This is a genomic window from Bacillus timonensis, from assembly GCF_000285535.1.
Lineage (GTDB): Bacteria > Bacillota > Bacilli > Bacillales > Bacillaceae_L > Ferdinandcohnia > Ferdinandcohnia timonensis.
Genome location: NZ_HE610985.1, coordinates 1,519,472 through 1,539,896 on the forward strand (window position 1 = coordinate 1,519,472; position 20,425 = coordinate 1,539,896).

The following is a 20,425-nucleotide window of genomic DNA, read 5'->3' on the forward strand; positions in this document are numbered from 1 at the left end:
TAAATATATTCCAGATTAAACCAGATGTCAATCTTAAACATGCACATATTATGAAATAGGACTATACAATATAAAAGCGGACCCTTTTGCGAGTCCGCCTACATGACTATTCAGCTTTACTTAACACTTGCTGCTCTTGTTGTTCGGCAGCTTCAATTGCAGCTTTTTTCTGCTTCATATAACCAATTGCTACAACTACAGCAACTACGAGTATCTCAAAGCCATACTTCACAAAGCCGTTACTAAATACTGAGCTTAGGAATGGTTCTCCAACAATCATCTTTGATGCAGTCCAAGCTAAAATTGCTGCACCAAGGGTTATAATTATTGGGAAACGTTCGACTAATTTAATGAACATTGTACTTCCCCAAATCATAATTGGAACTGAAATAATAAGTCCTAATACAACGAGTAAGAAGTTACCTTGAGCAGCACCAGCAACCGCTAATACATTATCTAGACCCATTAATGCGTCCGCAATAATAATCGTTCGGATTGCTGCCCAGAAGCTCCCGACTGCTTTTATTTCATGACCTTTGTCATCCGATAATAGATTGTAGGCAATCCATATTAGAAGGATTCCACCAACAAGTCGTAGCCCTGGGATTTCAAGAAGCCATACAACTGCTAAAGTTGCTGCAATCCTAATCGCAATTGCTCCTACAGTCCCCCAGATAATTGCTTTCTTTTGTTGTTGCTTAGGTAATTTTCTCGCTGCCAATCCGATTACGATTGCATTATCACCTGCTAACACCAAATCAATCCCAATAATAACTAAAAGTGCGGTAAAAAACTCTACGCTTAAAAATTCCATCAAAAGTCTCCCTTCTTTTTCTAAGAAAATTTCATTTTATAAATATAGGAAAAACAAAAGTGCCTTTCACTAGAATAAACTACTTCATTGTTGCCAAACGCTTATCATCTAAACGTTTTTCAATCTTTTCAAGCTCTTCTTTGTCTCTTAAAATCTCTTCTTTATTCTTTTTAATCAATTCCTCAAATGATGCCGTTTCTATCTTTCTCTTAAGCATACCTCTTCTCACCTCTCAATCTTTGCGTAAAAACAAAAATGACCTTTACCGTATTTGGTAAAGGTCATAAATAAAGACCTCTACCGTAAGCTTGGTAAAGGTCTTGCTAACAACGTTATAGTTGCCAACAAAGCCGAGAGTGGTTACACTCTGAATTGACGACTTTGCTGTAAAAGCTACTCCCCTTTAGGAGAACAATATTCACAATATTTATTATATAAATAATATTACATGGGTTTAATCCTATTGTCAACCCTTTAGATCATATTTTTCCCGTAAAAGATTTCATCCATTTCCGTTATTAACTTTTCAGCTATGATTATTTCATCTTCAGGTGTAAGTTTTTCTTTCGTATTACTGAAAAACAAGTAATGCTCAAGGTCAAATTCTTTTAGCTTGCATTTCGTGTGAAAGATATTTTCTTGATACACATTCACATCAATCATGTGATACATTTCTTGAATATCTTCAGGTATATAGTTTTGAATAGAGTTTATTTCATGGTCTATAAATAGTTTATGCCCTGTCACGTCTCTTGTGAATCCACGAACGCGATAATCAATTGTCATTACATCAGTCTCAAATGACTGAATCATATAGTTCAATGCTTTTAGAGGAGATATTTCCCCGCAGGTTGACACATCAATATCTGCACGAAATGTACTAATGCCTTCATCTGGATGTGATTCCGGATAAGTATGTACAGTAATATGGCTTTTGTCCATTTGTGCAACAACAGATCCTGGAATCGGTCCTGGGGACTCTTCAAACGCTTCATCAGGTGATTCATTAACAGGTCCCTCTGATACTAAAATCGTAACACTAGCCCCTTGCGGAACATAATCCTGCTTAGCGACATTCAAAATATTTGCGCCGATAATATCTGCAACATTGGTTAATATTTCAGTCAACCTGTCTGCATTATACACATCGTCAATATATTCAAGATACGCATTACGTTCTTTTAAAGACCTTGTATAACAGATATCGTACATGTTAAAGCTTAATGATTTCGTTAAATTATTGAAACCATGTAGCTCTGTTATCTGATTTGGAGAAAGCTTCATTTAATTGTCCCCTTTTTCTATATTTTTTCCATATTTTTATATTGGTTGAATCGCGGGATTCTATGCATTTTATATAGATTTTATTAATGGACAAAAAAATATCCGGCTCTGGTAGCCGGACACTGTAATGATATGATCATTTAAAAGGGGGGTATGAAAAAGCTTATCTTTTCCATGTCTTTATATTACCCCGTAAATATGAACAAACTATGAATAAAGAATTAAGATTCTATTAAAATATAAATTCATCCATGACTTTTCATAGAAAAGAAAGGGTCTCCCCTCTCTTTTTTAGGCGTACATCTTATTCTCTTCATCCTTCTTAAAGAAGCTCTTCATGGCATGGAATACATCTGCTTTTTGTTTTAAAATATAATACTTAAATCGGTCATCCTCAATGTTTTTATAGGCTGACATGAGCGTACTATGTCGGTTATACTGGTTTACCTCACCATAACCAAACATGTTTGATACACTCATTAACTCGTTAACTAATTTTACACATCTCGCATTATCAGAGGTTAGATTGTCTCCATCAGAGAAATGGAATGGGTAAATATTATAGCGTGTTGCAGGATATTTATCATCAATAATCTCTAATGCTTTCCGATATACGGAAGAACAAATTGTACCTCCACTCTCTCCTTTTGAAAAGAAATCCTCTTCGGATACAACCTTCGCTTCCGTGTGGTGCGCAATAAATTCAATTTCCACCGTTTCGTATTTCGTGCGTAAGAATCGAGTCATCCAGAAGAAAAAGCTTCTTGCCATATACTTCTCCCATATCCCCATCGATCCACTCGTATCCATCATTGCAAGCACGACAGCTTTTGAGTCTGGTTTTACAATCTCATTCCATGTTTTAAACTTCAAATCCTCACGATAAATTGGATGGAAGCTAGGCTTACCAGCCATTGCATTCCGTTTGTAGGCAGACATCATTGTCCGTTTCTTATCAATATTCCCCATTAACCCTGTACGGCGGATATCGTTAAATTCAATGTTTTCCACAATATTTTGATCTTGTTCTTTCCGCTTTAGATTTGGGAGCTCTAATTCTTTAAATAACGCTTCTTCAAGTTCCATTAGAGAAACTTCAGCTTCATAATAATCTTCACCGGCCTTATCACCTGCACCTTGCCCTTTTCCAGGGCCTGCTTTCCCTCCGCTTTGTCCTGAGCCATCTCTTGCAATAACGTCTCCAACTTGGCTATCTCCATCTCCTTGGCCAACATGTTTATTTTTGTCATAGTTATAACGAATTTTATATTCATCTAATGATCGAATTGGGATTTTAACAACATCTTTTCCGTTTGACATGATTATACTTTCTTCTGTTATCAAATCAGGTAAATTATTTTTAATTGCATCCTGTACTTTTTCTTGGTGTCTTGTTTGATCATCATGGCCTTTGCGATGGAGGGACCAATCTTCTTGGGAAATAACAAAACTCTTTGAGTTACCTTTTGACATAATTTTTCCCCTCCCAATTTTAATTTTTTTTATGAACTATTCACATTTTTACTCTGACCTTCATACATTATCTTGACGGTTTGCGAAAGTATTTCGTTGAACGTAAGAACTTTACTAAACTATACCTGTTTGGAAATAAAAAAGAGACCAACTTCTTACTACTTGGCAACCACAAATAAACCAATAGTAGATTACTCTATACTATGCAAAACAATCGTATTATTGACAAAAAATTTCGCAAATTAGGCATTATGTCTCAAAAATAGACAAGTTCTACCTGTATGCTATTTAAATAGTGCACCAACGTTTTTCTATAAATGGACAAGTTATTGTACATCTTCCTTGAAAAGATCGAATGCCTGCTACATAAACTCGTTAGCACGGTGAAGGGGATTACCGATGGATTACTTGCTCGAAATCCTCTTCAGATTTGCGATGAAAGGGAAAACCGATGCTTTTCCCGCCTGCAATCCTCTTCATACCTGCGATGAAGGGGAAAACAGATGCTTTTCCCGCCTGCAATCCTCTTCATAAACTCGATGAAGAGAAATACCGATGAATTTCCTGCCCGAAATCCTCTTCATAAACTCGATGAAGGGTAGAACGATACTCCGTGCCTTATTTGAAAAATAAGGGATTAGACCACCCTATTGGCCTAACCCCTCTTTTCATTTTATTATCGATTCAATAAGCTTCCAACATAACGCAGCAGTTCATTGGCTGATGTTGAATTGTAGCCATGCTCATCAATTAATCTTGCGACAACTTCATTAACCTTTTTCAGTTGTTGTTCATCTGGTGTTTTTGTAGAAGTTGTGATTTTCACGACGTCTTTAAGGTCAGCAAACAGCTTCTTCTGGATTGCTTCACGTAGACGCTCATGTGAATTGTAATCAAATCTTTTTCCTTTTCGTGCATAAGCTGAAATGCGAATGAGGATTTCTTCTCTAAATGCTTTCTTCGCATTTTCAGAGATACCAATTTGCTCCTCAATCGAACGCATAAGCTTTTCATCTGGATTCATTTCCTCGCCAGTTAGCGGATCGCGAAGTTTGTTTTTATTGCAGTATGCTTCAACATTATCTAAATAGTTATCCATTAATGTCTTCGCAGACTCTTCGTATGAATAAACAAACGCTTTTTGGACTTCTTTTTTCGCAATTTCATCATATTCACGTCTAGCAATGGAAATAAAATTCAGATAACGCTCACGATCTTCATTCGAAATTGATGGATGATGCTCGAGTCCATCCTTTAATGAACGTAATACATCCAATGCATTGATAGATGGGATTTCTTTTCGAATAATTGTGGATGAAATCCGGTTAATTACATAACGCGGATCAATTCCACTCATACCCTCATCTTGATATTCTTTTTTAAGCTCCTCTACATCAACTGCATTGAACCCTTCCACACTTTCACCATCATACAATCTCATTTTTTTAATAATATCGACATCACCTTTTTTAGGTGCTTTTAGTCTTGTTAAAATAGTAAACATTGCCGCCACTCTGAAGGTATGTGGTGCAATATGAACATCTCGGACATCACTTTCTTTAATCATCTTTTCATAAATACGTTCTTCTTCAGAGACTCGTAAATTATATGGTACAGGCATAACAATAATACGTGAATGCAATGCCTCATTTTTCTTATTTGAAATAAACGAACGATACTCTGTTTCGTTCGTGTGAGCGACAATAAGCTCATCGGCTGAAATTAGTGCAAATCTTCCTGCTTTAAAATTCCCCTCTTGCGTCAAAGATAGTAAATGCCACAGGAATTTTTCATCACACTTTAACATCTCCTGAAACTCCATCATCCCACGGTTTGCCTTGTTTAATTCTCCATCGAAACGGTAGGCTCGTGGGTCTGATTCTGAACCAAATTCAGCAATTGTTGAAAAATCAATACTTCCCGTTAAATCTGCGATGTCTTGAGATTTTGGATCTGATGGACTAAATGTTCCAATTCCTACACGCTTATCTTCGGATAAGAAAATACGTTCTACTCTAACATCCTCAATTCGACCACCGTATTCTTCCTGTAGTCTCATCATATTTAACGGGGACAGATTGCCTTCAATACGTACCCCATACTCATCGAAAAAATCTTCTCTTAGGTGATGTGGTATGAGGTGCAATGGATCTTCATGCATTGGACAGCCTTTAATTGCATAAACTGCACCGCGTTCGGTATGTGAGTATGTTTCCAATCCTCTTTTTAACATGGAAACCAATGTTGATTTCCCGCCGCTTACAGGGCCCATTAATAATAAGATTCGCTTACGAACATCTAGTCGTTTTGCTGCTGGATGAAAATATTCTTCAACTAGTCGCTCAAGTGCTTCTTCTAGACCAAATAGTTGGTGGTCGAAGAATTTATAAGTGCGTTTACCATTTTCCTCTTCAATTCCTGCGTCCTTAATCATATTATAAACTCTGGAATGAGCAGACTGAGCAACCCATGGCTTTTCCTTTAATATTTCCAAATAATCAGCGAAGGTTCCTTCCCACTTCAAACGTTGTTCCTCTTCACGAAACTGTTCTATCTTTTTTAAGATATCCAAATTAGGGGCCTCCTCCATCTTTTGATGTCACTTACACGGTTTACTAAAATGTATGCGAGGATGTCCTTTAACATGCTTTAATCTTACAAATTTCAACATGTCCTATTCTGAATTGTAAGAATAATCCCCTTAGTTTTCTAGATTGGACAAAATTAAAAAATAATTTATTTACTTTTAGAAAAACTAAAGGTATACGATGTTTCAAGGGTTACCTCTAATCTATGTGCCTAGTTTTTAAAAGGTTCGAAAATGTTTACAATTTGTCCATAGATAACATTCACACAAAAATGAAATTGGGTTATAATACACGTAGATGTGTTTTTAGGAAGTATATTTGATAGTTCAATACTTTTTTGAACTTCATACATAAAGGAGGAAAAGCACATGAAATTAATCCTAATTTTAGGTGTAATTGTTACATTTTTAACAGCTATCTTTACTGGTGGTTACGAAGATAAGCCAAGCGTAAACAAAAAATAATAATAAAAATGACCTTTACCAAGACGGATAAAGGTCATTTTTATTTTACGTAAGTTCAGGGTAATTTTGTTGTCTTAATGCCTCGTATACAAGGATTGCTGCAGTATTCGAAAGGTTTAAAGAGCCTACATTTTCTGTCATCGGGAGACGAAAAGTACGATCTATGTTATTTTCAATCAAATCCATCGGTAGCCCTGTTGTTTCACTTCCAAATATCAAGAAATGATCCTTTCTTAAATCGCGAAAATCCGCGGATGAATATGTTCTTTTTCCGTAATTCGTAATTAGATAAAATTCTCCATCCTGATATTTATCAAAAAGATCCTGTATGGAACCATAAGAATGAATCTTTACAAATTCCCAATAATCTAATCCTGCACGTTTGAGCATTTTATCATCTGTTGAAAAGCCAAGTGGCCGAATCAAATGTAAGGTTGTGTCCGTTGCTGCACATGTACGTGCGATATTCCCTGTATTCGCAGGGAGTTCTGGTTGGTATAATACGACATGTAATCCCACTTTCTTTCACCTCAATCGCTATTATACCAAAAAAAATTTCAGTTATTGATAATGTGAAAAAACTTATACTTAATATTCGGCGTATAAGCCGTTGAATCATAATACGACCAATATCTCATTCGACTGTTTTGCGTCTGGGCGTTGACAAGAGGATAACCTGCTATATCCTTTGCTACGACAATCGTGTTGTGATTAAACCGACCGTCTCCTTCAAAGTCATAGCAAATCAAATCTCCCAATAAAAGCTCCCTCGGTGATGATACTTCTCTTGCCTGTAGACCTTTTTTTGAATTACTTAAATATAATCTCAATGCATTTGCCACAGACCAGCTATAGCTCCAATTATTATTTTGCATCCACCAACCATTCCCACGATTAGGGTACCCATGCATGGGAGCTCCTCCCGCGTGAAGGCATTGCGAAATAAAGTTCGTACAGTTATCTGTAAATTTTTTATATTTGGGGTTGTAGTCATTCCACCAACGTTCAGCATATTGAACAGCAGCAAGTCGGTTATATTTAAAATTTCGGTTCGTCTCCTCACCAATTTCACGTTCAATAGGTTCATTAAAAGAATCGACTTGCTTCTGAACCTCTTCATCATATATCAGCTTATTCAATGTAAATACTGCTTTTCTTTCTTCACAATGCTCTTCTACATAAAGATTTTTATTTTGACGAATTAAATATTGAAAATGAACGAGATAGTTGAGATGTGTTTTTCCTTCCACTTCGTTTTTACTGATGATTTGTCCATTTGTGTTACATTTAACAATCTCCGCTGAACGTTTTTTCATTAGCTCTTTTTTCCGTTGTATGAACTCAAGGTCTTTATCAGGCAATCTAACTGAAGATTCACCTCTACTGTTTCCCACTAATAATTGTGCTTTTGCCTCAAGTACTTTAGTTAAAGTCGACTTCATCAACCAACACCACCTTCAAGCTGTGATATTACACAATATGAAAGTTGCTGATAAAATATTTAAAAAGGATGCTATCGCATCCTTTTTAATTGGCTAACATATTTAATCCTTTTTCAATTTCTTGTAAAACTTGTTCATCCTTTTCTTTCATACTTGCTTCTTTTAAAATCTCAATAGCACTTTCATCACCAATTTTCCCAAGTGCCCATGCTGCAGTTCCCCGTAGAACTGGCCTTGGGTCCTCTTTTAGTACTTTTGTTAACTCAGGAATTGCACCCCTATCCTTGAAATGGGCAAGTGCAAGGATCGCATTTCGTTGGATTGGCTTTTTTCCCCTCCAAGACCCTGATAATGAACCAAAGGTTTCTTTAAATTCACGATTGCTAATCGATAAAATCGGTTTTAACAATGGCTTAACAACCTCTGGGTTTGGCTCCATTTCTTTATGGAAGTGAAAGTCAATGCCTTTATTTTTCGGACAAGCCGTTTGACAGGAATCACAACCATAAAGTCTATTTCCAATTTTCGTACGAAACTCTTCCGGTAAAAAGTCCTTCGTTTGTGTTAAGAAGCTCACACATCGCCCCGCGTTAATTTGTCCGCCTTGTACCAAGGCCCCAGTTGGACATGCATCCAGACAAGCTCTACAGGAGCCACATTGATCCTCAATGGGTGTGTCAGGAATAAATGGGATATTCGTTATCATTTCCCCTAAATAGACATAGGAACCGAACTCAGGTGTTATGATTGCACAATTTTTTCCGCTCCATCCGATTCCAGCTCTTTCTGCTACCGCACGGTCAGATAGCTCTCCTGTATCAACCATTGATTGGATCTTGGCATCAGGTAATTTTTCTAAAATAAACGATTCCAGCCTTTGTAGTCGATTCCTTAAAACATGATGGTAATCTTCTCCCCAAGATGCCCGTGCAAACATACCACGACGTTCACTACGTGTACTTCTCGGTGCATCCTTTAGCTTTGCAGGATAGGCCAGAGCAATCGCAATAATTGATTTAGCACCAGGTAAAAGAAGCTCTGGATTTGTTCTTTTTTCAATATCCTTCGGCTCAAAACCTGATTGATAACCTAATTCCTGTTGTCGTAATAATCGCGACTTTAGTTCTTCGAATGGCGAAGCACTCGCAAAACCAATCTTATCGATTCCAATTGTTTTACTATATTCAACAATTTCTTGTTGAAACTGCTGTATGTCCAATTTAGAATCCTCCTTTCGTATAAAATGAGACCGTCCTATTGATAGAAGCGCTAGGATTTATGGTACACTATTTACAATAAATTTTGGAGGGATAAATGATGGAAATTAGGATTTCGTCACATTTAAAGGAACTTGTTCCCGATTTTAAAGTAGGAATCATTCGATACGATGATATCGAAGTTGGAGAATCTCCACAAATGATACGTGGTAGACTACATACCTTTCAAGAATCGCTCTTTTTTGACTTAGAGGATAAATCTGTGACAGATGTTGAAGGGATAGCAGAATGGAGAAGGATTTTCAAACTAGTTGGAACAGATCCTAATCGCTATCGTCCTTCCGTTGAATCAATCTTTCGTCGGATACAAAAGCAAAACTTTTTGAATTCCATTCATTCTGCTGTTGACCTTACTAATTTCTTTTCAATGCAATATGAGATTCCGATGGGGATTTATGACGCAGATAAACTTGACGGGAATATTGAATTTCGAGTCGGACAAACCGATGATGAATACCAAGGGATAAACGGAAGATTAATTTCAATGCAAGATAAAATTTTATCGAGTGATGAAACTGGAGCATTTGGTAGTCCTTATGTGGATTCCGAGAGAACAGCTGTTACAGTTGAAACGAACTATGCACTTCAAATTGCGTATTTGAAACCATCTCTTGGAAATGAAAGCTGTGAGAAATTAATGAAATCCCTCGCTTCTATGTTTACGCAAGTACACGGGGGATCAGCGGAGTCATTTCTAGTTTTGTAATAAAAAGCTTACTAAAAGGAAAAAACGCAACACTTCGTTTATCTGAGAAACGAAACACTGCGTTATATATGTATGGAGCGGGTGATGAGAATCGAACTCACGACATCAGCTTGGAAGGCTGAGGTTTTACCATTAAACTACACCCGCACAGAAATATTAAGTTCATAAAGTTTGTAATACGATTATAGGCCTTACATGCCTCTTCCTCTGCCAGCTCGTTCATGATGTGAATCCGTCGAGGCAACTCGTAGCTATTTCACAGATGCTTTGCTCGTGGCTGAGGTTTTACCATTAAACTACACCCGCATATTAAAAAGAATATTAAGTTTGTTAATGAATTATGTGAACATTATAACAAGTTTGTAAATGCAATGCAAGATGTTTTGTTACTTTTTGTCGAAGTTTTTTATCAACTGACTACTTGAGTTATTATATACATATTAAAATTATATTGCAATAGTAATTAAAATATTTTTTTACAGTGATTAAGTGGTTTGGGGGAAACAAGTCAGATTTAAACTTTATAGGGATAATAATATCTTTTTCGGATTGTCGAATTCACTGGCAGTCCTTTTTATTTTTCCAAAAATTATTTTGACTTTATAGAATAATAGGAGTAGATTTCTATATATGTATATTCAAATAATCAGATATTCTATTATTCAAAAGGAAGGATAAACATGCTACAAAAATGGGCTTTTTCAGGGAGATATAAAGGGTATTCGTTTCAATCTTTTCAAAAGGATCTAATTTCTGGTGTCGTTGTTGGTATTATTGCGATTCCTCTAGGAATGGCGTTTGCGATTGCATCAGGTGTAAAACCTGAATATGGGATCTATACAACCATTATTGCAGGGATTCTTATTTCACTCTTTGGAGGCTCAAAGTATCAAATCGGTGGGCCAACTGGTGCGTTTATTCCGATACTATTTGGGGTTGTAGCAACCTATGGATTTGAAAATCTATTAATTGCAGGTTTTATGGCAGGGATTATTCTGTTCTTAATGGGAATTTTCAAACTGGGATCATTAATTAAATTTATCCCTCGTCCCGTAACAATCGGTTTTACATCCGGTATAGCGATTATTATTTTTGTGGGGCAAGTACCAAATTTTCTTGGACTCGATAAAATTGAAAAGCACGAATTGTTTTTGGATAATATGAGAGAAATTATTCTACATATTAGAGAAATTAATGTTTATAGCATATTAACAGCTTCTATTTGTTTAGTCGTACTTTTATTAACACCAAAGTTCTTTCCAAAAATACCTGGGTCATTAATTGCTTTACTTATTTCAACAGGTATTGCAACAATTTTTTTCCCGACTCACGTTGCTACAATCGGTTCAACATTTGGTGACATTCCTAGTAAACTACCAAGTTTTCAATTTCCTGATATAACGTTCGAACGAATCAAACAACTCATACAACCGGCATTTGTAATTGCGATGTTAGGAGCGATTGAATCTCTTTTATCTGCGGTTGTAGCCGACGGAATGACAAACAGCAAGCATAATAGTAACCGTGAATTGGTCGGTCAAGGACTTGCAAATATGGTAACTCCTTTGTTTGGTGGTATTACTGCAACAGGTGCAATCGCAAGAACAGCAACCAATATTAAGACTGGTGCCGTTTCACCTTTTTCTGGTGTCATACATGGCGTCGTTGTTCTTCTCGTCTTACTTTTGTTCGCTCCTTATGCGTCAAAAATTCCATTAGCTAGTATGGCGCCGATTATTATGTTGGTTGCTTGGAATATGAGTGAGCGTCGTGTTTTTTATCATGTTTTAAAAACAAAAACGGAAGACTCCCTTGTATTGGTTGTCACCTTTTTACTTACAGTATTTATGAATTTAACTGTCGCAGTCGAGGTTGGTCTGATTTTAGCAGTTGTCCTTTTTACAAAACGAATGAGTGATATAATAGTAACAGAAAAAGCGTTACCCAACCCGGATTCGAAGCACGAAAAAGTAGATAGTCGGGTTGTAACAGATTCTCATGATTGTCCACAAATTAGTATTTATAATGTTGAAGGACCTTTATTTTTTGGAGCTGCACAGGCTTTTGAACAACAGATTATGAACTCAATCAATTACAAACCTAACGTTTTACTCCTACGGCTAGGCAAGGTCCCTTTTATGGATACAACAGGAGAGGCACGACTGGCTAGCATTGTTAAGGATTTTTCTAAGCAAGGTATTATTTTAATCTCAGGAATTAAACCACAGCCTAAAAGCGTACTTCAAAAAACGGGATTATATGAACAAATTGGGGAAGAGCATTTCTTTGAGCATACTGGCGATGCCATTGATTATGCACTAACACAGATTCATCACAATAAATGTTTAGGTTGCAGACATTTTGTATTTAAAGAATGTCAGGCTCTATCAGGAGTCGAGAAAAATGTAGTTAAAAGGAAAAGTGTATCCTTAAGTTAACAGGAAGTGAGGTAAGACAGTGAATCTAGAAATGCAACAATTCAAGGCTGATTTTTTTAAAGCTCTCGCACACCCGCTGCGAATTCGTATCCTGGAGCTACTTGCCGAAGGAGATAAAAATGTGAATGAAATTCAAACTCTTATCGGAAGTGAAGGATCAGCCGTGTCCCAGCAACTAACTGTACTACGCGCAAAAAATATTGTGTATGGAACGAAAGATGGCAATCGTGTCATCTACTCACTAAGAGATCCAATGATTGTTGAGCTTCTTTCTGTGGCAAAACAAATTTTTAATAACCATCTTGTTGATACGATATCTCTTCTTGATAAATTTGGGGAAGAGGACAACTAATAGAAAAACGGCTAAAACAGTTGCAACCATTTTTAGCCGTGTTTTTTGTTTACTTCACTAGTGGGAAGCCAAATCCTGAAGCAATGTCATCACCAATTCCAGCATATTGTCCAGTTGTAATATCATTACTCTTTGCCCGATTTTGTAGTTCAGCTCTTAGTTGTTGATTTGTCATATTTGGATTTTCTGCCCAAATTTTTGCTGCTAAACCTGAAATATGAGGTGTTGCCATTGATGTACCGCTGATTGTGTTGTACGTACCGTCACTCCAAGTTGATTCAATTGCGCGTCCAGGTGCTGATAATTCTACATCTCTTTCTCCAATCACAAAATCACCAGCAGTTGATGGATTGCCTCTAGAAGAAAAGTCAGCAATTCGATATGAACCATTCTGCAACACGTTCTCTAATGCAGCTACTGCAATCGCATCATTAAGCCCACCTGGGAATCCAATCGTGTTAGGTGCTGGGCCCTCATTTCCTGCAGCTGCGACTACTAAAGCCCCGTTATTAACGGCATATGTTACAGCATCCGCAATTAAAGAATCCTTTGAACTTGAACCTAATGACATTGAGATTACGACTTTCACTCCGTTTTTCTTACCTTCGTCTGCTGCATGACGGATAGCTGCAGCTATATCATCAGAATAGCCGAAACCACTGTTTCCTAGTACACGATATGCCCATAATTTTGCATCCGGTGCAACCCCATAAATACCATTTCCATTTCCACCATTTGCTAATACAGTTCCCGCTACATGTGTTCCGTGACCATTCTTATCAGTACATGATCCATTAATGATTGGGGATTTGTTTTGACTAAAGTCTTTACATTGTTCAACATTCGCTTGTAAGTCAGGGTGATTAATATTTGTACCCGTATCCAATACCGCTACTCTAATATTGTCTCCACCATCCGTCGCGGAGATAAACGGATCATTATAAATTGCTTCGATCCCCCATGGGGTGCGGTCGGAAGGAACTGCTTCTCCACCCGCTTTTGGTTTTGCAGCAATTGAAACTTGATCAACAAGCTCTATCTTTACATTTTTGTTTTTTAATAAGGCTTTGTACTGCTTTACATTAACCGTTGTTGAAAAACCTTTGGATTCAAAATCCCATCGTGCACCATATGCGGACTTTAGACTTGATTTGTCGTTTTTATTTAGTGGTTGAATTAATACGCGTAGATCTTGGTCTGAGGATGAACCCTGTTCTGGAGCAGCAAACACTCCAATTGCTAAAAGAGAGTAAAACATGGATGCAATAAGGAAAACTGATACAATCTTTGAAATTGATTTCAAAAACATCCCTCATTTCTATTTATGTAGATAATGAATGGAGTCAGTTTCGATAATCCTTATTAAAAATAGACTGAAAATGTTAGAAGAGAGATTGGCAGGAAAAAACATCTTAATGCTTAGTAAGATCACCACCCCTTTTTTCAATTTTCTGCACTTTGATTATAACGGAAATTCTCCAATCTTTATTGATTCAAAAGAACGCTTTTTATTGTAGAAAAGTCAGGGTAAATAGGACTAATTCAAAAAAAAGGCAAGTTCACATTGAACTAACCTTTAATTTGGTAAATATTCGTCTCCAAAATTATTGATGATAAATCTTCTTTCTTCTGACTCACTCAATAACCCATATGCTTTTCCAATGGTTCCGTTTTGATAGTCCCAAAAATAGTTATGATCGTCATCCACTCGACTGAAATCTCCATTTTTCCAGCGTTCCGCTATTGCCAAGAGGTCTTCTTTTCTAGCAAAGTTACTATTTGAAATGACGTCATAAATTTCATTAATGGTTTTAGGAATCATTGGCTTTGCGCCCCATTTTTTATCCGCTTTAACCTTTTGATGGGTCATATGATGCATCACTTGAACCACTTCATGTTCTTCTGGTGATTGGCTTAATTTCAAATCATATGTAACTCCACCAATTTTCTTAGTTTGCTCTTTAGACTCTCTCTCATTTCCGGTTGCTTGTTCTGAAGAAGTGACTGTTTTTTGTGCATCACCGCCATCTAACATTTTATATACTCCAAATATGAGCCCTATTGTAGCACCAATTAAAAGTACAAAAATAATTATCCAGGTTTTCATAGTTCCCCCCCTAGAATTTTTACTAAATTCTTACTTTTTAGTATGATGTATCCATTTTACATCTTAGCATAAAATAAATCGTTATATGGTGTCTTTTGTTTGGTTAAGTATGGGAATAATAAAATTAGGTAAAAATACCTATAAACAAGTCGGAGGTATTTTTGATTGAGTCTTGGTGCATGGGCTTATCTTATATTATTCGCTATTGGTGTAATAGTGTTACGTATTGCATATCGAAAAATAAGGTCAAGCAGTCTTTTTATCCTTTATTTTACTGTCACTGGCACTACCCTTTTGTTCGATTACATCATCTATCTGTGGGGTAAAGCTTATGTTTATAAAGTAGGTGTATTGCATAATGAGTTAGACTCCCATTTAGGTGCAATGGTTAACGGTCTTGTACTTCCTTCGTTTGCTGTATTATTTGTGTTTAAGAGATGTAAATGGTACTGGAGTATTCCGTTAGCGTTATTCTTCACACTTATTGAACTCATTTTTACGAAATGGGGGATTTTTAAAACCAATTGGTGGAACCCCTTTTATACTGTTATTGGTTTAACCATTTATTTTCCTGTAGCAAGGTTATGGTGGAATCATCTAACAAAGAAATGGATTCACTTTGGAACGTTACTACTATCATTTTATGGAATTTTTATACCTTTTCATTTTCTGCTTCATGCTGTTTTAAAAATAAGAACCTACCATATTGAGTGGATTGAACAATTGAATCGTGGTAGTTCTGCCATTACAACGCCTACTGCTCTAATTTTTGCAATTTTACTTGCCTATTTATGTATTGTTCAAGCAAGGAATGGCTGGTTTCATTTCATCGTTGTTTGTTATATCGCATACGATTTAGTATTAAAATATGTCGGCGTAGTATCTGCTAAGCATTCTATACTTGATTCCTTTTTAAGCTTTCTAACCTTCTACCTTGGCTATCTGTTTGTAAGGTTTGCAGATAAAAAAATCAAAGACCTTTCACATAGGAAAGAAAAACCCATGCTTCGGTAGAAGCAGAAATCCCAATATCAGAATCTCCTGTCCCCATAAAAAATAGGTGGACAGGAGAAATTTTATAATTTTTTCGTTAAACATATAATTCGATTGGCTTCTTGAAACCCATTATTTAAATGAAATCGTAAACTAACATTATTTTCGAGTTCAACATCGCTTGCAAACTCTTTAGAGCCATTACTCTTTGCCCACTTTTCACAAGCGGATAATAGTTGCTTAGCTACACCATTTCCCCTGAACTCTTTTGTTACAAAAATTCCTTCAAGATACCCAACTGGACTACTTTCAGTTCCCTCAACGTAATCCGTACGTAGTTGACATTGGGCAAAACCAATTGCTTCACTCTCTTCTTTAGCTAAGAAGAATACCGCATTTTTATTTTGAATTAATTCAGAGAACTCCATTTTCAGTTCACTTTCAACATTGTCAGGCCATAATAGCAATGCAAGTCTCACAATTATTTTTATATCATTATCGGTAGCTTTTACTATTTCCACGGGACCCTCCTAAACAATTCTTATTATCTCGAACGTCTGGTATAGTCACGTTCAATTTCTTCCTTCCAGCTTCGATCAATTTTCTTTCCACTTCGTATATTTGTGACTACCTCACTGACCATTTGATAGTTCAATTGCGTTCCTTGTTCATCGGCGTGGTAATCCACCGCAAAATCCTCATCAATTCCGAATTCCGCTGCGGTTGAAACCGCATCAATATTCGCACCTAAAAACATAAATTCCCAGCCGTATTTCTGTTTTTGGTACTGCACCATTTTTTTGATTTTTTCTGATGTAAATTCACGGCTCGCATTTTCCATTCCGTCCGTTGTGATCACAAACAGAACTTTTTCGGCTCTTTCTTCCTTCCTGGTATGTTTTTGGACATTGTTTATTTTTTGAATCGTAAAACCGATTGCGTCTAATAATGCAGTCGTTCCACTAACCTCATAATCTTCATCTGTAATTGGCGAAATTCCTTTAACATTTATGCGATCATGTAAAAGTTCATAATGGTGATTAAATAAAACAGTGGTGACAAAAGCTTCCCCGTCTTCTTTCTTTTGTTTCTTGAGCATTGAATTGTAGCCACCAATCGTATCTGCTTCAAGCCCTGCCATTGAACCACTTTTATCCAAAATAAACACTAATTCTGTTTTCATCTTGTTATCCTCCGTTTGTTTTTTATTTAAAGATAGGATAACAAGAGCTGCTATAAAAGTGGTCGCATTAAAAGCGACATTTTTATGCTCCTAATAAAGGTTGGTCAAACATAAATAATGCTTCATTAATTTCATGAATATTGTAGTTTGCTTGATTAATAAAAAATTCAATGATGACATCAAATTTGCTGCTATGGCTCAATGTGTACCCAGCAGCAGACAATAAGTGAATGGTTTCATCGACATTTAATTGTAATGCAATTGCAAAAGCGATCGCTGTTTTCTTTTTAGGGGTGTAGCCCGCTTCATTACGGATTTTTGAAAATAAGCGACGATCAATATTTGCTCTTTTATATGTTTCTACATCGGTCATTTCTCTTTCATCTATTAAACGAAGAAGTCTTTCTGAAAATGATTCATCGAGTTGGCTTACTAGATTAGCTAAATTTTTTTGAACCTGATTGCTCTCTTTGATATCATACAGTTCCTCATGCAAATCCTGTATAGGCTCTGCGTGATAAAATTCTATGTTTCTGACAGGGCTGAATGTCGTTTCCATTTCATCCACATAATGTTCGTCAATATATTGATGAATGGAACTAAACAATTTCTTACTTACCCCAAAAGATGCTTTATCAAAAACAACTAGATAGACGAGCATATCATGCTCCATTAAAAAAGAGCTAATCGTTAAAACAGCGATCTGTAAGGCTTCCTCCTTTGGATACCCATAGATTCCTGTTGAAATAAGTGGAAAGGCAATTGACTCGCAGTTATGGAGCTTTGCTAGCTCTAAAGAATGAAAGTAGGATGATTGTAATAGTTTTGCTTCATTCTTTGAACCGCCCTGCCATACTGGGCCTGGAGTATGTATAATGTATTTTGCCGGTAGGTTAAAACCGTCCGTGAGTACTGCATGTCCTACCAAGCAGCTACCAATTTCATCACATGCGGCTTGGAGATTTTCAGCGCCTGCAGCACGAAAAATCGCTCCACACACTCCTCCCCCCATCCTAAGCCCCTCATTCGCTGCATTCACCACCACATCAACCTTCATCTTCGTTATATCATTCCGAACAATCTCTAATGGCATACCAACTTCTCCTTTCTCCCATGAACTACAGGTGAACCATAGGTACGGTTCTGGTGGTACCTAAGGTTTTTGTTGCGCAACTGGGGACGGTTCTTACGGTACCAACCGTTACCACCATGCCCATCCCTAATTACGTGGCGGGATTTCTTTAAAGGGAACCAAAGGAACCGTCCCTCTGGTCCCAATCCCGGAGGATGTCGATGAATTCTTGGAGGGCTTTTGTTTGGAACGGGGAATTTGTGATGTATGAGAATTGTCTTTTGTAAGGCAGTTCTAGGAGTTGGATAATTTTCAGGTTACCATGTTGTAATTCCTTTTGAACTGCAAGTTGAGATAATATGCTAATTCCTAGGCCTGCCCCCACTGCTTCTTTTATTGCTTGAGTACTTCCGAAGCTCATGATGTTTTTTGGTGAAATACCCAGTTTGTTAAAAACATTTTCCCCCGCAGCTCGAGTACCGGAGCCCTCTTCACGTAAAACCCATGTCTCATTTTCTAAGTCTTTATTAGTCACTTTTCTATTTTTTTGAATCAATGGATGGTTTAATGATGCAATGATCACCATATGATCCTCAGCAAAATCTTGAATTCCGATTCGCTTTTCATTTTTTAACTGACCTTCAATAATCCCAATGTCAATTTGATGACTTTTCACTAGTTCAGCAATTGTATCGGTATTTGCAATCGTCACTGTAGGCTGAATATCGGCGTATTTATTTTTCATTTTTGCTAGTAAATGTGGGAGTACATATTCACCAAATGTATAGCTTGCCCCAATCGATAGCGGGCCTTTTACTTGATTTGTTAAGTCATCAAGCAAGCTTCCCATTTTTGTATACAAACCCACAATTTCTTTCGCATGGTGGTAGACAATTTCGCCTGCTTTGGTGACATGTACATATTTATTGGTCCGGTCAAGAAGCCGGACTCCAAGATTTTCTTCAAATGTACGGATATATTGACTTACTGCAGGCTGAGTCATATGTAACTTATCGGCTGCACGTGAAAAATTCTTATTTTCAACTACAGTAATAAAAACCTGTAACTGCTGGTCCATCCTTATATTCCTCCTTTATCCTATTATAACATTTTACTTATCATGAGTATTATATATAATTATTTTTCTTATACACCAATCCCATTTATAGTAAATTTGGGAGGTGTTTCAAATGGAATTAAATAAATTCAGCATACAACCTACTCTATCTTCGAAAACCACATGGATTGCGGGGATTACTTTTACATTTTTAATTGCTTTTTTGGGATATTTACTAGCATTGGCACCCGGGTTTAATCAAGTTGGACAGTTAGCATGTGCAATTACCATCGCTGTGGTGTACAGACAAATATTTGGTTATCCCGAAAAGTTAAAAAACGGAATTGTCTTTTCGTCAAAACGTTTACTTCGAGCCGCGATTATTTTGTATGGATTAAAATTGAATATTGCAGTTGTCATTGAAGATGGTATTTGTCTTTTACTTCGTGATGCAGGTGTAATCATTTTTGCCATTATAACAACGTTGGGACTTGCAAAACTATTAAAAGCAGATAAAAAGATTTCTTTATTACTAGGTGTTGGAACAGGGGTATGTGGTGCAGCAGCGATTGCGGCCGTTGCTCCAATTGTCAAATCAAAAGAGGAGGATACTGCAATTAGTGTAGGAATTATTGCGTTAATGGGAACTGTTTTTTCAATTTTTTATATCATTCTTCTCCCATTGTTGCCTTTAGACGCCCTTCAATACGGGGTATGGTCAGGGACTACCCTTCATGAGGTTGCACATGTGGCACTTGCCACAGCACCTGCTGGTGAAGACGCATTAGCAATCGGGATGTTAGCAAAATTAGGACGTGTCTTTTTATTAATTCCGCTATGCTTTCTTCTAATCGGAGTCATGAAATTCAAAAATAAAAACACTGTTGATTCCAAGATTGAATTCCCTTGGTTTTTAATAGGATTTATTATTTTTAGTATACTCGGGACTTTCGTATTTGGACGCTCGATACCTGTACCAGAGTATGTAATGGAAGGACTCTTTACATTAACAACATGGCTGTTGACCGCAGCAATGGTCGGACTCGGGCTAAATGTTAGCCTAAAAGAATTACGTAATAAAGCATTACGTCCACTTGTCGTAATGACGATATCCTCCGTAGCATTATCGATAATTGTTTTTTTCTTAGTTTAAAGGGACACAGGGACAGGTTACT

The 20,425-nt window shown here is 36.8% G+C and carries 19 protein-coding genes and 1 tRNA gene; 5 read left to right on the top strand and 15 right to left on the bottom strand.

Annotation, left to right across the window (positions count from 1 at the left end; translation table 11 throughout):
- Positions 1 to 106: 106 nt before the first annotated feature.
- From BTHG_RS07875 to queG, 8 genes are all read right to left on the bottom strand, one after another.
- Positions 107 to 814 carry a TerC family protein gene (locus BTHG_RS07875; RefSeq protein WP_010283634.1) on the bottom strand — a complete coding sequence of 236 codons (708 nt, stop codon included), beginning with the start codon at positions 812 to 814 and terminating at the stop codon, positions 107 to 109.
- 79 nt (positions 815 to 893) lie between these two features.
- Complete coding sequence (locus BTHG_RS26205) at positions 894 to 1,031, bottom strand: FbpB family small basic protein (protein WP_083849057.1); 138 nt, start codon at positions 1,029 to 1,031, stop codon at positions 894 to 896.
- Between the two features lie 257 nt (positions 1,032 to 1,288).
- Positions 1,289 to 2,098 (bottom strand): adenosylmethionine decarboxylase, encoded by an 810-nt coding sequence (gene speD, locus BTHG_RS07885; protein ID WP_010283635.1) that lies wholly within the window; start codon positions 2,096 to 2,098, stop codon positions 1,289 to 1,291.
- Between the two features lie 291 nt (positions 2,099 to 2,389).
- Positions 2,390 to 3,571 (bottom strand): sporulation protein YhbH, encoded by a 1,182-nt coding sequence (gene yhbH / locus BTHG_RS07890; protein ID WP_010283636.1) that lies wholly within the window; start codon positions 3,569 to 3,571, stop codon positions 2,390 to 2,392.
- 676 nt (positions 3,572 to 4,247) lie between these two features.
- Positions 4,248 to 6,143, bottom strand: coding sequence for a PrkA family serine protein kinase (locus tag BTHG_RS07900; protein WP_010283637.1), 1,896 nt, complete (start codon positions 6,141 to 6,143; stop codon positions 4,248 to 4,250).
- Positions 6,144 to 6,668: 525 nt separating this feature from the next.
- Entirely contained in the window at positions 6,669 to 7,142 is a 474-nt protein-coding gene (trmL, locus tag BTHG_RS07910; RefSeq protein WP_010283639.1) for a tRNA (uridine(34)/cytosine(34)/5-carboxymethylaminomethyluridine(34)-2'-O)-methyltransferase TrmL, read from the bottom strand.
- Positions 7,143 to 7,180: 38 nt separating this feature from the next.
- Positions 7,181 to 8,065: an amidase domain-containing protein gene (locus BTHG_RS07915; RefSeq protein ID WP_010283640.1), complete on the bottom strand. Its 885-nt coding sequence runs from the start codon at positions 8,063 to 8,065 to the stop codon at positions 7,181 to 7,183.
- A gap of 85 nt (positions 8,066 to 8,150) precedes the next feature.
- Complete coding sequence (gene queG, locus BTHG_RS07920; RefSeq protein ID WP_010283641.1) at positions 8,151 to 9,284, bottom strand: tRNA epoxyqueuosine(34) reductase QueG; 1,134 nt, start codon at positions 9,282 to 9,284, stop codon at positions 8,151 to 8,153.
- Positions 9,285 to 9,382: 98 nt separating this feature from the next.
- Between queG and BTHG_RS07925 the strand changes: the two genes are divergently transcribed.
- Complete coding sequence (locus BTHG_RS07925) at positions 9,383 to 10,048, top strand: B3/B4 domain-containing protein (protein WP_010283642.1); 666 nt, start codon at positions 9,383 to 9,385, stop codon at positions 10,046 to 10,048.
- 73 nt (positions 10,049 to 10,121) lie between these two features.
- Here the strand turns inward: BTHG_RS07925 and BTHG_RS07930 are convergent.
- Positions 10,122 to 10,195: transfer RNA gene (locus BTHG_RS07930), tRNA-Gly, on the bottom strand.
- A 533-nt stretch (positions 10,196 to 10,728) separates the two neighbouring features.
- On the opposite strand from BTHG_RS07930, the gene BTHG_RS07935 reads away from it, so the two are divergent.
- Complete coding sequence (locus BTHG_RS07935; protein ID WP_010283643.1) at positions 10,729 to 12,486, top strand: SulP family inorganic anion transporter; 1,758 nt, start codon at positions 10,729 to 10,731, stop codon at positions 12,484 to 12,486.
- Between the two features lie 19 nt (positions 12,487 to 12,505).
- Complete coding sequence (locus tag BTHG_RS07940) at positions 12,506 to 12,838, top strand: ArsR/SmtB family transcription factor (protein WP_010283644.1); 333 nt, start codon at positions 12,506 to 12,508, stop codon at positions 12,836 to 12,838.
- Between the two features lie 49 nt (positions 12,839 to 12,887).
- Here the strand turns inward: BTHG_RS07940 and BTHG_RS07945 are convergent, their stop codons facing one another.
- Both BTHG_RS07945 and BTHG_RS07950 read right to left on the bottom strand, forming a co-directional pair.
- On the bottom strand, positions 12,888 to 14,141 hold the full coding sequence (locus BTHG_RS07945; RefSeq protein ID WP_010283645.1) for a S8 family peptidase: 1,254 nt from the start codon (positions 14,139 to 14,141) through the stop codon (positions 12,888 to 12,890).
- Between the two features lie 273 nt (positions 14,142 to 14,414).
- Positions 14,415 to 14,945, bottom strand: coding sequence for a DUF6241 domain-containing protein (locus BTHG_RS07950; RefSeq protein ID WP_010283646.1), 531 nt, complete (start codon positions 14,943 to 14,945; stop codon positions 14,415 to 14,417).
- 165 nt (positions 14,946 to 15,110) lie between these two features.
- Here BTHG_RS07950 and BTHG_RS07955 point away from each other — a divergent pair, with 165 nt between their 5' ends.
- A complete protein-coding gene (locus BTHG_RS07955; RefSeq protein WP_010283647.1) occupies positions 15,111 to 15,959 on the top strand; it encodes a hypothetical protein in 849 nt (282 codons plus the stop codon).
- 62 nt (positions 15,960 to 16,021) lie between these two features.
- Here the strand turns inward: BTHG_RS07955 and aac(6') are convergent, their stop codons facing one another.
- From aac(6') to BTHG_RS07975, 4 genes are all read right to left on the bottom strand, one after another.
- The gene (gene aac(6') / locus BTHG_RS07960) at positions 16,022 to 16,459 is read right to left on the bottom strand and encodes an aminoglycoside 6'-N-acetyltransferase (protein WP_010283648.1); all 438 of its coding nucleotides are present in this window, start codon (positions 16,457 to 16,459) and stop codon (positions 16,022 to 16,024) included.
- Positions 16,460 to 16,482: 23 nt separating this feature from the next.
- Positions 16,483 to 17,121: a vWA domain-containing protein gene (locus BTHG_RS07965; protein WP_010283649.1), complete on the bottom strand. Its 639-nt coding sequence runs from the start codon at positions 17,119 to 17,121 to the stop codon at positions 16,483 to 16,485.
- Positions 17,122 to 17,203: 82 nt separating this feature from the next.
- A complete protein-coding gene (locus BTHG_RS07970) occupies positions 17,204 to 18,214 on the bottom strand; it encodes a macro domain-containing protein (protein ID WP_010283650.1) in 1,011 nt (336 codons plus the stop codon).
- 148 nt (positions 18,215 to 18,362) lie between these two features.
- Positions 18,363 to 19,271, bottom strand: coding sequence for a selenium metabolism-associated LysR family transcriptional regulator (locus BTHG_RS07975; protein ID WP_010283651.1), 909 nt, complete (start codon positions 19,269 to 19,271; stop codon positions 18,363 to 18,365).
- A gap of 112 nt (positions 19,272 to 19,383) precedes the next feature.
- On the opposite strand from BTHG_RS07975, the gene BTHG_RS07980 reads away from it, so the two are divergent.
- The gene (locus BTHG_RS07980) at positions 19,384 to 20,403 is read left to right on the top strand and encodes a YeiH family protein (protein WP_010283652.1); all 1,020 of its coding nucleotides are present in this window, start codon (positions 19,384 to 19,386) and stop codon (positions 20,401 to 20,403) included.
- Positions 20,404 to 20,425: the final 22 nt, after the last annotated feature.